At 39.6% G+C, this 15762-nt stretch carries 11 protein-coding genes; 10 read left to right on the forward strand and 1 reads right to left on the reverse strand.

Going from position 1 to position 15762, the window contains the following annotated elements:
* Positions 1-153: 153 nt before the first annotated feature.
* A complete protein-coding gene (locus J3U35_RS07040) occupies positions 154-1014 on the reverse strand; it encodes a hypothetical protein (protein WP_267360452.1) in 861 nt (286 codons plus the stop codon).
* Between the two features lie 403 nt (positions 1015-1417).
* On the opposite strand from J3U35_RS07040, the gene J3U35_RS07045 reads away from it, so the two are divergent.
* The 10 genes from J3U35_RS07045 to J3U35_RS07090 form a co-directional block, all read left to right on the forward strand.
* Positions 1418-2140: a GntR family transcriptional regulator gene (locus J3U35_RS07045; protein WP_267350015.1), complete on the forward strand. Its 723-nt coding sequence runs from the start codon at positions 1418-1420 to the stop codon at positions 2138-2140.
* On the forward strand, positions 2137-2820 hold the full coding sequence (locus J3U35_RS07050) for a GntR family transcriptional regulator (RefSeq protein ID WP_267350013.1): 684 nt from the start codon (positions 2137-2139) through the stop codon (positions 2818-2820). Before J3U35_RS07045 ends, J3U35_RS07050 begins: the two co-directional genes overlap by 4 nt.
* A gap of 11 nt (positions 2821-2831) precedes the next feature.
* Positions 2832-3299 (forward strand): PTS sugar transporter subunit IIB, encoded by a 468-nt coding sequence (locus J3U35_RS07055; RefSeq protein ID WP_267350012.1) that lies wholly within the window; start codon positions 2832-2834, stop codon positions 3297-3299.
* A gap of 17 nt (positions 3300-3316) precedes the next feature.
* Positions 3317-4153 carry a PTS mannose/fructose/sorbose/N-acetylgalactosamine transporter subunit IIC gene (locus tag J3U35_RS07060; protein WP_267350010.1) on the forward strand — a complete coding sequence of 279 codons (837 nt, stop codon included), beginning with the start codon at positions 3317-3319 and terminating at the stop codon, positions 4151-4153.
* On the forward strand, positions 4134-4955 hold the full coding sequence (locus J3U35_RS07065) for a PTS system mannose/fructose/sorbose family transporter subunit IID (protein ID WP_267350008.1): 822 nt from the start codon (positions 4134-4136) through the stop codon (positions 4953-4955). Before J3U35_RS07060 ends, J3U35_RS07065 begins: the two co-directional genes overlap by 20 nt.
* 13 nt (positions 4956-4968) lie before the next feature.
* Complete coding sequence (locus J3U35_RS07070; RefSeq protein WP_267350006.1) at positions 4969-6054, forward strand: SIS domain-containing protein; 1086 nt, start codon at positions 4969-4971, stop codon at positions 6052-6054.
* Positions 6051-7049 (forward strand): SIS domain-containing protein, encoded by a 999-nt coding sequence (locus tag J3U35_RS07075; RefSeq protein WP_267350004.1) that lies wholly within the window; start codon positions 6051-6053, stop codon positions 7047-7049. The genes J3U35_RS07070 and J3U35_RS07075 overlap by 4 nt, the downstream gene beginning before the upstream one ends.
* A 12-nt stretch (positions 7050-7061) precedes the next feature.
* Positions 7062-7496 (forward strand): PTS sugar transporter subunit IIA, encoded by a 435-nt coding sequence (locus J3U35_RS07080; protein WP_267360454.1) that lies wholly within the window; start codon positions 7062-7064, stop codon positions 7494-7496.
* A gap of 323 nt (positions 7497-7819) precedes the next feature.
* The gene (locus tag J3U35_RS07085) at positions 7820-9526 is read left to right on the forward strand and encodes a ShlB/FhaC/HecB family hemolysin secretion/activation protein (protein WP_267360456.1); all 1707 of its coding nucleotides are present in this window, start codon (positions 7820-7822) and stop codon (positions 9524-9526) included.
* 256 nt (positions 9527-9782) lie between these two features.
* Positions 9783-15762 (forward strand): hemagglutinin repeat-containing protein (locus J3U35_RS07090; RefSeq protein ID WP_267360458.1); only part of this gene is annotated, 5980 nt, incomplete at its 3' end.

Genomic DNA, 15762 nt, shown 5'->3' on the forward strand with positions numbered 1-15762 from the left:
TAGCGCAACTGGTTTGGGACCAGTGGGTCGGAGGTTCGAATCCTCTCTCGCCGACCAATTTAGATATAAAAACCGACTTATTTAAGTGGGTTTTTTTATTATCTGCGTTTTAGTAAAATAAGAACTAATATGCGGTTTTCGTCCAATAATAGATTAATTACTCGATTCTGTTTTAAACGGTTTAATCCATAATTTTTTATTTTTGAAATCTATTTTAATTAAATGACTTTGTAGTACATCAATACCTAAAAGCCCATCTGATTGGAATTCGGGGGGAAGAGAATCGAGAATAATCGCTTCCACTTTATCCGATGAAACGTAGCTCACACCAAGTTCAACAAATTGATAATCCCTATTTTCATCCTTAATTTTAATTGATTGAGGTGAAAGGGATTGCGCTTTAATCATAGATAAGCTTGCTCCGGTATCTAATATCATTTGGTAATTTTTATAACCATCTGACATTTCAATAACTAAACCTTCATCCATTAAATGGAAAGGTAATTCAACCCATGTGTTATCTAAATTTAAATTTATATCGTCTGAAATAATAATTTCACTTTTAGGAAAATTTAAGGTTAAAACATATTGATCAAATAAACCTAATCCAATAGCAGGGAAATCATCGCTTTCTTCTTTTTCATTGTTACTTGATATGGCTAAACCCCATGGTTTATATTCAATAACATTAACTTTTTTAAATATTAGCGAATTGATGACTAAATTATTCGCAATAAAAGATCTTGTTATATTTATATTACCAGATAAATCAATACTTTTTTTGTTTTCAGAAAGTTCAATTTTATCAACGATATTATCAATAAAATCTAATGGTAAATATAATCCTTCTTTACCACCTGTGTCTAAGGTAACCTCAATATCTTTACCATCAATGTTTAAGTTCAGATGAGGAATATTAAACTTTCCATCAAAATTTATTTTCCAAACAAACTCATCACTTTTGGCTAATGCACTAAATAAACATAGAATTAAGAAAATTATTTTTTTAATCATCCTTTTCCCCTTATTAAAGCAATGATAAAACAGATTATCCTATCGGCATATTTTATAATGTTAAAAAATAGTCATTTCTGCACAAAATTCTTCATTATACTTATGTTTATATAATAAATTCATGAACTTTATAACACAATCATTTCTATTTATTATTTAAAGTATCACCTATCTCATCTTAATTATCCGTAGTTTTTCAATTTTAATGATTCAACATATTCGTTAATGCATATTACGAGTTATTATTTTGATTTTATGTTGATAATAAAAAATATTGTGATCATGACAACACTTTTGGTACTTAAAATTGACGGCATGTATTTTTTTAGATAATTTTTAATCAGTAATTGGTTGTTAAAGATATATCTATTGGATAAAAAAGCCCAAATATGGAGCGTGATCTTTGGAATACCGTGATATTGCAGTCAAAACTGAAGTCGAAGAACAAATTAGAGCAAATCCTAAAATAATCAGTCAAATAATGACAGAAAGAGGGCTTGCCGAATATTTTGGGGTAAGTCGAACGACAGTTAGAAGAGCATTAAGTGATTTAATGATGGAAGGTGATGTTTTTCAGGAAGATCACCATCTCCCTAATCATACTGTCTTTGAAATGAATATGCTAAAAATGTCTTCGTTTACTGAAGAGTGCCAAAAAGAAGATGATGTTCACATCAAAATTAAAGTACTCTCTAATGATATCATTCCAATGCCTACCGAATTAAACACCTTTTTTAAATCAAATCAGCGATTAATCAGAATAGCAAGACAACGTTTATTGAATAAAACTCCGTTATCTTATGAAATAAGTTATCTTCCTTCTAAAAAATTTAAAGATTTAGTTAAACAAGATTTAAATGATGTTTCGCTTTATGAATATTTAAAAACACATTTTCATGTTATACCCAGTCATGGTCGAGAAGAGATCGCATACGAAGTCGCTCTCAACGATAAAGCCAAATATTTAGCAATTACTGAAGGCACACCTATCTATAAAGTATCAAGTTACAGTTATGATCATGACTTTGAACCGTTTGAACACACCGACCAGTACTTAATTGGTAATCGATTTAAATATCACTTATCTGCAAAAAATATCTTTAATTATCAGGAAGAATACAAATGAAGTTATTTGAAAAATTAGCACTCCAATTAATGGAGCAGATAAGTACAGGACAATATAGTGTGGGTGCAGAGTTACCGCCAGAAGGTCAGTTGCAAAAAGATTATGAAGTCAGTCGAACCACAGTCCGTAAAGCGATTGATCGTTTAGTTGAAAAAAATATGGTGGTCAGAAAGAAAGGGGTTGGATTATTTGTCGCTCCTACACTTTCAACCCAAACGATTTTAGAAATGACAGGCATAATTAAACCTCAAGCTTATTCAAATCATAAAAAGCAGATCAAAGAAGCCTATCTCAGGCAAGCAGGTTGTTATTACAGCCAATTATTAAAAATAAAATCAACGGAACTTATCTACTTTATTGGTTTTTTGGAGATAGCAACAAATAGCGTAACGAAAACCATTTTTTTGCTACCGTTAACTAATTTTCCAGACTTTCAGCTTTCCATTATCAAGGTACTATCAGCACTTGAAATCATTAATTCGGGAAAGAAAAAAGTCGATAAATTAGAGCAAGATTTGCAATTGATGGTAGCCAATGCTGAACTTTCCAAACAATTACGTATCAATATTAACGCCCCATTTTTTAAAATTACTAATCACTATTTTGATATTAATAACGAACCGATTGCGCTTGAGTACAAGTTTGCTAGTAATACTAAATATGTGGTCGATTTCACCTAGGAGGTATATCAATGATTAAATTATTACGTGTAGATCACCGTTTATTACATGGCCAGGTAGTTGTTTCATGGTTCGAAAATGTTGGTGCAAACACTATTTTAGTGGCTAATGATGTCGTGGCTAATGACGAATTACGTAAATCTGCTATTCGTTTAGCTAAACCAGAAAACGCAAAATTAGTGATGAAGTCAATTGATGACAGTATTGAGGCGATCAATTCAGGCGTAACAGATAAATATCAAATGTTAATTGTCGTTGAATCCGTTGCAGATGCTGAAAAACTCATTCGAGCCACGCAAGGAAAAGTTTGTAGCCTAAATTTAGGTGGTACTAAACCTCGAGAAGTGACAAAAAATTACTCTAAAACAATTAATTTAACTGATACTGAGGCGGATTTATTAACAGGATTACAACAAGACGGCATTGAGATCTATATTCAACAAGTCCCAAGCGAATCAAAGCAAAAATTTGAAAAATAGTTAAGAGGGACAAAAATATGAGTATCGAATTAACAGCTGTTGTTCTAGCTTTGATTGCGATGTTAGCCAATGGTGAATACTTATTAGGTTCATCAATGTTATCCAGACCACTTGTTACTTGTACTTTAGCTGGTTTAGTCATGGGCGACATCACACAAGGTATTGTTATTGGTGCTACATTAGAACTCGCATTTGTAGGTTCGTTTTCTATTGGCGCTTCTATTCCACCCGAAATTATATCAGGCAGTATATTGGGTACCGCTTTCGCCATTGGGGCTGGTAAAAGCACCGAAATTGCTTTGGCGTTAGGTATTCCTATTGCGTCATTAGTTTTATTGGTTAAAAACTTATGTTTTCTTTTTATTCTTCCTTATTTTGTTCATAAAGCAGATAAATACGCCAGTGAAGGCAATGGTAAAGGTATGGATCGAATGAATTTATTAGGTGGATTCTTTTCAATCAATCTGCCAATCGGTTTAGTCGTAGGACTTTCTTATCTATTTGGCAGTTCTGCGGTGAATGGTCTATTGGAAATGATACCTAAATTTATTATTGATGGATTAGGTATTGCAACTGGCTTACTACCGGCATTTGGATTTGCGATGTTAATGAAAATCATGATTAAAAAGAGCAATGTAACATTCTTTATTTTTGGTTTTGCACTTGCCGTTTATATGAAAGTACCCGTCACCGGTGTGGCTATCTTTGGGGGATGTCTTGCGCTCATTTTGACGGGGTATTCGGCATTTAATGGCAAAAAGATGATAACAGAAGAAAGCGGGCAAAAACTCAGCACCAATACAGGCAATACGGTAGCTGCACAGGAGATAGATTATGAAAATGAAGAGTTCTAAACTAATAACCAATAAGGAGTTATCCAGAACGTTTTGGCGTTCATTTACCGCTGAATGGTCATGGAATTATGAACGACAAATGAACTTAGGCTATTCCTATGCGATGCGACCAGCTTTAGATAAGATTTACAGTCATAATAAAATCGAACTCACTGATGCCTATCAACGACATTTAGAATTTTATAACGTCACACCATGGTTAATCACTTTTCCACTAGGTATTTGTATTGCCATGGAAGAACAAAATGCCACCGATAATGATTTTGATAAAAGTGCCATCAACGATGTCAAAATTGCACTAATGGGACCTTTAAGTGGTCTGGGGGATTCGTTCTTTTGGGGAACATTACGCGTTATTGCAACAGGTATTGGTACCTCTTTAGCACTGGAAGGTAATATTCTAGGTCCACTTCTTTTTTTACTTATCTTTAATGTACCTGCCATTTTAGCCCGTTATTTTGGTTTACTTATAGGCTATAACATTGGCGCATCTTTTATTGAAAAGGTTCAAAAGACAGGTTTAATGGATAAGTTATCTTATGGAGCATCAGTGTTAGGGCTATGTGTGGTTGGCGCCATGGTTGCTACTATGGTGACATTAAATATGCCGTTAAAAATTGGGTCTGGCGATGATTCAGCCTCACTACAAGATATCTTCAACGGAATTGTACCGCAAATTTTGCCTTTGATGTTTACGTTATTCATCTTCATGTTAGTCAAAAAAGGGATTAAAGCGCATTGGATACTTCTACTTATTGCCGCAATCGGGATTTTAGGGGCATGGAGTGGATTATTGGGATAATTAGGAAATAAAAATGAAAAGTATCGCAGACTATGTCGCCTTAGAGCCAGAATTTTATCAAAGCATATTAGATCATTATCAATCGTTATTTGCTGATCAGATTGATTTAAATACTGAAAAGTCACTTCAATCGATTGTCATTTTTGCCACAGGATCAAGTGCCAACGCCGCTTATGGTGCCAGACCATTGATGAGTAAAATATTAAAAATCCCTATTTATATTGAAGATCCTTCAATGGCAGCGAATTACTTACACTATAATGACGCTCATACGCTCTATTTTGCCATATCACAAGGTGGGGAAAGCTATTCTACCATTCATTTGGTTGAACAATTTATTAAAGAAAATCGAACTATTTATACCCTCACTAGCAATTCTAACAGTCCGATATATAACATCAGCAATCATGTTTTATCAATGGGGATGCCTGTTGAAGAAATGCCCTATGTCAGTGCTGGCTATAGTGTCATTATTCTTGATTTAATGTTGATAGCGTTAATTATTGGTCAAAAAACAGGGTATTTGGATAAGCAACAATTTGAAAGTTATCTTAAACAAATACAGGATATTACGACATCATTGCCACAAGTTATCCTACAATCACAATCATGGGTAAATCATCATCTCAGACAATTTAATCACGCTAAACGAGTGATTTTTATTGGCTATGGGGCAACTTATGGTGTCGCCCGTGAAGGAGAAACTAAATTCACCGAAACGGTTCGTAACACGGCGTTCGGAAAAGAGTTGGATGAGTACATGCATGGCCCTTATCTTGGCTTACATCCTGATGATTACATCATATTTATTGAACCAAAAGGATTATTAGAAGCAAGAGCCGTAGCATTAAAAACCTTTTTGAATCACTATGTAAAACAGGTAATAACCCTGTATGCACAGCACTCGCATTCTATTACTGAGCACGATCTAAACTTTGATATCCATTGTGATGAATTATTAACATCATTATTTATGACTATTCCTATTCATCTACTCAGTTACCAACTATCCCAGTTAAAGGGTCATAATCTAGAAAAATCAACATATCCAGAATTTGATAAAATCACTAAATCCAAAATTAAGAGGGGCACCGTATGAGAAAATTTGACGAACAAAAAGAGCTTAACAGTATGAATGGCGCATTAAAATTACGTCCGTTTATTAATCAGTTTATTGATCAGATTCATGAACGAGGTTATCGTAATATCTGTTGGTTAGGTATTGGTGGCACTTATGCTTCATCAATGCAAGCCGTCGTTCATATGAAAGAAAAATCTGAACTAGAAACTTTTGTGCAACATGCTGCGGAATATTTGGTAACTGGCAATAAGCGAATAACCAAAGATTCTTTAATAATCATCTCCTCCGTGACTGGCTCAACACAAGAAGTCGTTGAGGCTATCGATAAAATTCAAAAAGAAGTCGGCTCAACGGTATTAGCCTTTTTAGATAATGCTGATTCACCATTAGGCAAAATGGTAGATCACGTTATTTCTTATCCGATGAATGAACAGTTAAAATTCTTTATGACCGCAGACAGACTGATGTATTTAGCCGGTGAATTTCCAGACTATGATGAATTTTATCAACAAATGGATCAGCACTTTGCTAAAAACATTGTTGCTGTTGCCAAAAAAGCCGATGCCTTTGGACAAGACGTTGCGCAAAAACATCACGATGATGCCATGCATTACTTTGTTGGAGCCGGTAATCAATGGGGAGCAACCTATTCACACGCTATGTGTTATTGGGAAGAACAGCATTGGTTACGTTCAAAATCAATCGAATCTGCTGAATTTTTTCATGGAACATTAGAAATTATAGACAGGGATACGGCTGTTACTGTTTACGTTGGTGAAGATAGTCAGCGCTCACTTAGTGAAAGAGTAGCTAAATTTTTACCGCAAATCTGCGCTAATTACACCATAATCGATACTAAAGATTATGAATTGCCGGGTATTTCGGAAAAATATCGGGGGCACTTATCTCCATTTGTTTTTCGTGCTATTAATAACCGAATTGATGCTTATGTCGAACACCTCAATCGTCATCCAATGTCAATCCGTCGTTATTATCGTTGCTTAGATTACTAAAAGGAGTCGTGCATGATTGCAGTATTAGTAAGTACTCACGGCACAATGGCTAACAGTTTAATTGAAACAGCTGAAATGATATGCGGTAAGCAAACTCAATGTGAAGCTGTTTCCTTTTTAATGGGACAATCACTAGATGATTTTCAACAGCAAATTGAACAAAAGTTAGCAATGTTAACTAAATCGGGATCAGCCATTTTATGCTTAGTTGATTTAAAAGGCGGTACCCCTTTTAATACCCTCTTTAAACTGATCCCAAATTACCCGATGATGGAAATTATCACTGGCGTTAATATTCCAATGCTATTAACCACATTTATGCTCAGATCGGATATAAATAATTTGAATGAGTTAATACCAGAAACGATTGAGGTTGCTATGAATGGTATTGAACGCTATAACATTACCTCATTAACCAACAACACGTATCAAAATGAGGAGTTTTAAAGATTTTTTGATTCTCTTTAATTTTTTGAATTAGGCAGATTTTTTATGTCAATAAAAAATTTGCCTTTTACCATTGAAAAAATATATAATTTATAGCTACTTTTGATTATAAAAATAAGGTATAATCAAATTACTTATTTATGCCCTCCTTTACTCTGTATTTCATCCTCTTCACTAACTGATAGTAATTCAACTAAGAATGGATGATAAACTATTTCAGTTTATTAATTATAAAATAATTGTAGACAAACTAAACGTTTTTACAGTGCCATAATCATTCGTTAAGAAATTGTAACAATTGTTAATATAATATAAGTATTGTGATGAATTCGTTATTAAAGGTTTATTTACCCGTCTCAGTTTTACTCTGTTCTATCTCACCGTTTCTGTTTGCTGCTGAACCGCCTGAAGGGTTAAAGATCCTCAGTGATAATCAGCTTATTCGTCAGCAAGAGCATGATAAAGCCTTGCAGGAAACATTAACGCCTGCCTCGCCAGATATTCGCTTATTACCCCCGATTGATAGCTTAGGGGAAATGCAATTCCCGCAGGAGCCTTTATGCTTCAATATTCAAAAAGTTAGTTTGGTTGAACGTGATAAGTTAGCCTGGTTTGTTCCCTTAAAAAAATTAGCACAGCAAGCCGAGCAGCGCTGTTTAGGGGCGGAAGGGATTAACCTGTTAATGAGTGCGATTCAAGATCGCTTAATCAGTTATGGTTATATCACAACCCGGGTGGTTGCCCCCGAACAAGACCTGAACGAGGGTGAACTGAAATTATTATTAGTCGAAGGGAAAATTCGTGACGTGCATTATGCCCCTGAGAGTGATAAATATGCACAGTTATACACCGCTATGCCTGCACATGCCGGACAATCGCTGAATTTACGTGATATTGAACAGGGACTTGAAAATCTGCAACGTTTGCCAACCGTCAGCGCACAGATGGAGTTGGTGCCGGGCGATAAACCGGGTGAAAGTGATATTGTTATCAGCCGAAAACAGTCTAAGATGTGGCGTTTAGGCTTATCAGTCGATGATTCAGGGACCAAAAGCACCGGGCGAGACCAGGGTGGCGTGACTTTATATTTAGATAATTTATTATCGTTAAGTGATGCTTTTTATGTCACCGGTGGTCGGGATTTAAGTGGCAAAAGTAAATATGGCTCACGGAATTTTCTGTTTTCTTACTCCGTCCCGTTTGGCTACTGGTTATTCAGTGCCTCGTTATCGGGGAATAAATACCATCAAACCGTCGCCGGACAACTCGTCGATTACAAATACAGTGGTCGCAGCCGTAATACCAATTTCCAGTTAAGTCGGATTATTCATCGAAATGAATCGCAAAAAAACACCCTTAATTATGGCATCACATTAAAGCAATCGCATAACTATATTGATGATAATGAAATTGAAATCCAGCGCCGAAAAACGACTTACTGGCAGCTGGGACTGCAACATCGTCATTATGTCAATGATATGGTTTTTGATGCCGGCGTCTCTTTCCAAAAAGGGGTACGATGGTTTAATGCCCAAAAGGCACCGGAAGAGTATGACCGGGAGGCCAATATCACCCCATTAGCGGAAATTATTTCCGTTAATTTCTCCTCCAACATTCCTTTTACACTGGGCTCACAACAGTTCCGGTATCGTCTGGATTATCAGGGACAATATACGCGCAAAGGGAATTTAACCTCACCTGACCAGTTTTCGATTGGCGGACGCTGGAGTGTACGTGGCTTTGATGGCGAGTTGACGCTAAAAGCTGACCGCGGTTGGTATGTCCGTAATGAGTTGTCATGGCAGGCACCGTTAAATCATGAGCCGTATTTAGGGTTTGATACCGGCGAAGTATCCGGGGCAAAAAGTGAATATCTGTTAGGTCGGCATTTAACCGGTAGTGTGGTGGGGGTGCGTGGCAGTAACTTTGGCATGTACTATGACCTGTTTGCCGGCATGCCTGTTCGTAAGCCAAAAGGATTTAAAACTAATCCAATGACATTAGGCTTTTCACTTAACTGGAGTTTTTAATCTTATTGCCTGACGTTGCAAATTTAGAGGATTAGTCCCGAACAACGTCAGCCAATAGCTCACTCAAGAAAACAATGAAAACAATCAGTAAAAGAGAAGCAAGCTGAAACACACTTACCTTAAAAATAAGTGTCATAGCAGACGAAAAAATCAGCAAACATATTAATAAAAAACAATATATTAATAAGCAAAAATAACATCATAAAACAATAATAAACAAAACAATTACAGTATAAGGTTATATAAGGGTATTAGCATGAATAAGGATTTATATCGGGTTATCTTTAATAAAAAACGTGGCATGCAGATGGTGGTGGCTGATATAGCAAAAACCCCTACCGGTCACGAAAAATCAACATCAGGTTTAGGTCAGACTTTATCTAAATCCGTGTTGGCAACATTAAAACCGGTTACCTTGTTGATGTCGATATCATTCGGGTTTGTCACCCTCTCTTTACCGGCTCATGGCAGTCAAATTATTGCCGACCCGCAGGCAAAGAAAACGCAGCAGGCGCAAGTTATTCAGGCGGCGAATGGGGTCACGCAGGTCAATATTCAGACGCCAAACAAAAAAGGGCTTTCTCATAATAAATACAAGCAGTTTGATGTTTCACAGCGTGGGGTGATTTTAAATAACAGCGGTAAAATCACTCAAACTCAGATTGGCGGTTATATACAAGGTAATGAGTACTTAAAAACAGGCTCAGCAAAAATCATCTTAAACGAAGTCAACTCCCGTAACCCGAGCCAGTTAAATGGTGTCATTGAGGTTGCCGGTCAAAAAGCGCAGGTCATCATCGCCAATCCGTCCGGGATTAGCTGTCACGGATGTGGTTTTATTAACGCAGACCGAAGCACACTCACCACAGGTAAACCGATAATAGACAACGGAGAGTTAACCGGTTATCAGGTTGAGCAGGGGCATATTTCGGTAGCCGGTAAAGGGCTCGACAGCACCGGACAAAGTTACACGGATTTAATTGCGCGTTCGGTGTCAATAAATTCGGCGGTATGGGCCAATGATTTAAATGTGGTGACCGGTCGTAATAAAGTCAGCCGCAATGCACAGACTATCACGCCGTTAGCGGAGGATAACAGTCCAAAACCGGAAGTGGCACTGGATGTGTCAGCACTGGGCGGGATGTATGCCGGTAAAATCCAGATGGTGGGCACCGAGAAAGGGGTTGGGGTTCGTAATGCCGGTGAATTAGGGAGCAGTAAAGGTCATTTTAGTCTGACAACGGAAGGTAAAATCGTCAATACCGGTACATGGGTCAGTCAGGGGAATATGACGGTTAAGGCAAAAGGTCGCATTACCAACGCCGGGTCAATCGGTAGTCAAGCCGGTCTTCAGGTCAGTACCACCGGTCAGGTAAGCAATAGCGGTAAGATACTGAGCAAGGAAAACTTAACGCTCAAAGCGACAGATAACATCCGTAATGCCGGGGTGATTAACAGTCAGACCAACTTACAGATTAACACCGGTGGAGACCTGAATAACTCAGGCAATATTCAGGCGCATGGTGATATCGCACTTGGCAGTGATAAAACGTTTAAACAGGAAGGTCGCATACTGGCCAAAAAGAATATTGTTGTGACGGCTAATGACATTGTCCAAACCGAATCCGGGTTAATAGCCAGTGGTGTAACCGCTGACGGTGAAGTGCCACAGGGTGGCGATTTAACCTTAAGGGCTGGGCAGCACATGCATTTACACGGTGCGGTGCAGGCGACGAAAAACGCGATCATCAGCGCGAAAGCCATTGACGGACAGGGGCTTAAGCTAAGCAGTGATACCTTAACATTAAATGCCCGTGCGGGTGCTGTCAATCTTGATAATGCCGCTGTGTATGTTGATGGTCAGGCAACGATACATGGCATTGACGGCGTGTCGGCAAAACACGCCACACTCAGTGCCGATGCGCTGACTCTCCACGGGGCAACGATAGATAACCGGGAAGGAACTTTATTTGGTAAAACCGTGCTTAATCTCACCACGCAACATCTTGATAATCAGCAAGGGAAGGTATTAAGTCAGGGGCAGTTAACGATAGCCGGGTCTGCTCAGGCGTATCTGAATACGCTGAATAATCAGGATGGGACGATATCGTCGCTTTCGACGTTAAAAATAGGCAGCCACACATTAGCCGGTAATCGCAACGGTCGTATAGAAAGCGGTCAGGATATGTTCCTGACGGTGGTATCTGACTGGATTAATCAACAAACCATTCTGGCCAATGGTCAGCTAACCCTTACTGCCAGTGGTCGCATTGACAATCAGTCACAAATTAAATCCGGGGGGCAATTAACCCTGACCGCCCGTGAACTTAATAATCAACAGGCTGGCGATATTGCCGGGGGCAGTACCCGGATTTCGGGCACGGCACTCACCAATTATGGTGTGATTGATGGCGGGCTGACTGATATTCAGACCGATACGCTCAATAATCTCGACAGCGGTCGTATTTATGGGGATGCGGTGGTGATTAATACCGGCAAGCTGACTAACCTGAAGTCCGCTGCCAGCTCGGTGGCGCCGGTGATTGGTGCCCGTGACCGGTTACTTATCGGTGCCCGGGAGCTGCTGAATAAAGACCATGCATTATTATTAAGTCAGGGGGAGATGTTTATTGGCGGGCAGGCCAGCACACAAGGGGTGACCGGTCGCAGTCAGCAGGTCAGTAACCACAGTGCCACAATAGAGGCCGGTGGCTCGCTCTATTTAGCGGCGGATAAGTTAGATAACCGGGACTTATATGTCAAAATCAGCAGCCCGGTTGAGGTTGACCGCAAAAGTTATCATGACTATGAATGGTGCTCGGGTGACAAAGATAAATACAGTTGTTTTGGTGGAAATCAAAAGCGTTACCGCATCAGTGACAATCGTGAAGGTAAATATCGCTATATTATTGATGAAAATGGCAAAAAGACCAATGAAGGTTATCTTCAATTTGACAAAGGCAATCACGTCAGGTTTTATGTCAAGGGACTGGGGCACAGTAAACATTTTATAGAGTATTTCTATGACCGGGTTATTTACGAAAGTCAGCTGCTCAATCAGGACCCGGCCAAAATACAGGCCGGTAAAAATCTGATCATTCAGGGCGATGTGGTGACCAATCAGGACAGTCAACTGCTTTCAGGTCAGACCATGCAAATTAATGCAAGGCAGTTTGATAATCTGGAAACCAAAGGTGAACGCTGGATTAAAGAGGTCGATTCAAAAGGTCATAAAAATCGCGGAAGGATTTCTCATTACAAAAAAGAAAAGGACGATCACAACTGGAAAACCAAACAAAAGTACGGCGCTTATCAGGGGGTTAATACCACCGAAGCGATGTCACTGGGTACGTTAACGGTGGCGGAAAACACCCAGCTTTCCCCGGTATCAACCGTTGCTGATAAACAGGGGGTAACGGTATTACCACCGGAATTTGTTCAGTACCCAACGGTGGTGCCGATTAAATTGCCGGATAATACCATTTTTCAAATCAGACCGGAAAAAGAGAGTTTATATTTAATTGAAACTGACCCTCGCTTTACTAACCGTAAAAAATGGATAAGTAGCTTAGATTTTATTGATTCTGACAGTTTACAAAAACGGTTAGGTGATGGTTACTATGAACAGAAATTGATTCAGGACCAGCTGATTGCACTGACCGGTAAAAGTTACCTGTCCGGTTATAATAACAGTGATGACCAGTACCGGGATTTACTCTTAGCCGGTCAGTTATATAGCAAACAATATCAGCTGCAACCGGGGGTTGCCTTAAGCGAAGAGCAGATGGCGGCATTAACCACGGATATGGTGTGGATGGTCAATCAGGCTATCACGTTACCGGATGGTCGGGTGGAAGTGGTCAGCGTGCCTAAATTATATCTGGTGGGCAAGCATACCGGCGTTAACCTGCAGGGGAATGTTGTGCATGCTGGTCAGGTGAATATTCAGACACAAGAGGATATCAATAATCAGGGTGTGATTAGCGGGGATAAGATAGCGGCGAGTGGTCATAATATCATTAACCGGGGAACGATTGCCGGCGACAGTGTCTGGTTAGAGGCCAAACAGGATATTATTAACCAAAGTGGTTTACTGCAGGCAAAAACTGAGCTTGATGCCTATGCCGGTCGGGACATTATTTTAACAACGGAACAACATCAGTCCGGCAAAGAGCGCTGGTTAGATAACACGGCAACCGTGTATGTATCTGACAAAGAAGGGACATTACGGTTTACCGGTCAGCGCAATATTAACATTAATGCGGCGGATATTATCAGTAACGGTAAAGAGACTACGCTGATTGCGGGGAACGATATATCCCTGGGTACCCAAACCATCAGTCATGCCACTGATTACACGCTTGACAGTAAAAATTATGACCGTCGGGAGTCGACACAGGAGGTAGGCTCATCTATCAGTACGGCCGGTAATTTAACCCTGAAAGCCGGGCATGATGTGAAGGTAAAAGCCGGCGATATCAACAGCGACGGGAACATAGTTGCACAAGCCGGAAATGATATTCTTATTACCGCCGGGCAGGCGACGTATGACCATGAAGCACGCGCCAAATCGAGCACGAAATCAACCTTTTCGAAAAGCAAATATTCACACTATGGTGAAGAGCATAATAAAACGGCCATTGGCAGCAGTCTGAGCGGTGAGAGTGTGACACTCAATGCTGGTCATGATTTAACGGTGAGCGGTAGTCAGGTTGTCGGGACAGATGATGTGAATTTGCAGGCGGGGAATAATGTTAATATCGATGCTGCAGAAGAGTCTTACTATAAATACCAACAGACCATCAATAAAAAATCAGGCTTAATGAGCAGTGGTGGACTGGGTGTCACGATTGGTAAAACGAAAGAAGATTTAAAACAAACCGATACGGAAAAAGCTTATGTTGGCAGTGTGGTAGGCAGTACTCAAGGTAATGTCAACATTCAGGCGGGCAAAGATATCAAGGTACGTGGGAGTGACATTATTGCGCAGCAGGATGTTAATTTAAAAGCGGAAAATGTTGAAATCACATCGCTTGATGCGAAAACGACCTATAAAGAAGAGTACAGTTATGAAAAATCCGGATTAACGGTTGCGTTAACGGGGACGGCTGCTAATGTTTATGAAGCAGCGCAAGCTCTTGAGCGGGCGAAACATAAAGACAACGATAAGATAATGGCGTTGCAATCGATAAAGTCAGGTTTAACAGTTACAGAAGAGATACAAAATTTACAGCTGAAGAACGATAAAGGTCAAAGTCAAGCCTCGATTGGCGTCAGTGCCATGGTGGGAACGCAACGGACTGAGCGTGTAGTCAATCAGGAACAACATAATGTGATTAGCAGTGGCGTGTCAGCGGGTAAAAATATCAATATTGTTGCTACGGGTGATGCGAATAAAAATGGGGGTGATATCACGTTAAAAGGCAGTGATATCAAAGCCGGCAATGATATTAACCTGACGGCAAATCGTGATTTGAATGTGATTGGTGCAGTAAATACGCAGCACAGTGACCGGGATGAAAAAAGTTATAGTGCGGCGGCAGGTATTCAATTCCAAGTCGGCGGAGATGAAAGTGGTCTGCGGTTTAAAGCGAACGGTAATTTTAGTCGGGAGCGGGAAAAGGCTGACGGCAGTGCATGGACGGAAAGCGTTATTGATGCCAAGAACAAACTGAATATCAAAACAGGCAATGATGTCAATGTAGTGGGTGGTCAGTTGAAAGGCGATACGGTGAAGATGGATGTCGGTAATAACCTGAATATTCAGTCACTGCAAGATACGGATGATTATGACTACGAGAAAATCAGTGCCTCGGTCAGCGGCACGGCAGGCTCAGGATTTAGTGCCAATGGTTCGATATCAGCAACGAATATAGACAGTAAATGGGCAAGTGTGACAGACCAGTCGGGGATATTTGCCGGAAAAGGCGGTTATGATATTTATGTGGGTAATAATACTGACTTAAAAGGTGCGGTGATAGCGTCGGAAGCGGACGATAAAAGTAAAAACAAACTTGATACCGGCACCATCAGCTTCAGTGATATAAAAAACAAAGCTGACTTTAAAGTGACGCATGTTTCGGTGAGTGGGGGTACCGGAGGTCCGGGTGTACCAACGGCTTATCAAAACAGTGATAGTGACTCAAGCACGACAAAATCGGCGGTTGAAAAAGGTGAGTTAATCATCCGCAATAAAGAGCAGCAAAAACAGGATATCAATGAATTAAGTCGGGATA

It is taken from the genome of Gilliamella sp. B2717 (assembly GCF_026536675.1).
GTDB lineage: Bacteria > Pseudomonadota > Gammaproteobacteria > Enterobacterales > Orbaceae > Gilliamella > Gilliamella apicola_I.

Bases quoted from the DNA above. Each gene is read 5' to 3' on its own strand.
- J3U35_RS07055 (WP_267350012.1), top strand. From the start codon at position 2,832: ATGATTAAATTATTACGTGTAGATCACCGTTTATTACATGGCCAGGTA.
- J3U35_RS07060 (WP_267350010.1), top strand. From the start codon at position 3,317: ATGAGTATCGAATTAACAGCTGTTGTTCTAGCTTTGATTGCGATGTTA.
- J3U35_RS07065 (WP_267350008.1), top strand. From the start codon at position 4,134: ATGAAAATGAAGAGTTCTAAACTAATAACCAATAAGGAGTTATCCAGA.
- J3U35_RS07040 (WP_267360452.1), bottom strand. From the start codon at position 1,014: ATGATTAAAAAAATAATTTTCTTAATTCTATGTTTATTTAGTGCATTA.
- J3U35_RS07080 (WP_267360454.1), top strand. From the start codon at position 7,062: ATGATTGCAGTATTAGTAAGTACTCACGGCACAATGGCTAACAGTTTA.
- J3U35_RS07070 (WP_267350006.1), top strand. From the start codon at position 4,969: ATGAAAAGTATCGCAGACTATGTCGCCTTAGAGCCAGAATTTTATCAA.
- J3U35_RS07085 (WP_267360456.1), top strand. From the start codon at position 7,820: ATGAATTCGTTATTAAAGGTTTATTTACCCGTCTCAGTTTTACTCTGT.
- J3U35_RS07050 (WP_267350013.1), top strand. From the start codon at position 2,137: ATGAAGTTATTTGAAAAATTAGCACTCCAATTAATGGAGCAGATAAGT.
- J3U35_RS07075 (WP_267350004.1), top strand. From the start codon at position 6,051: ATGAGAAAATTTGACGAACAAAAAGAGCTTAACAGTATGAATGGCGCA.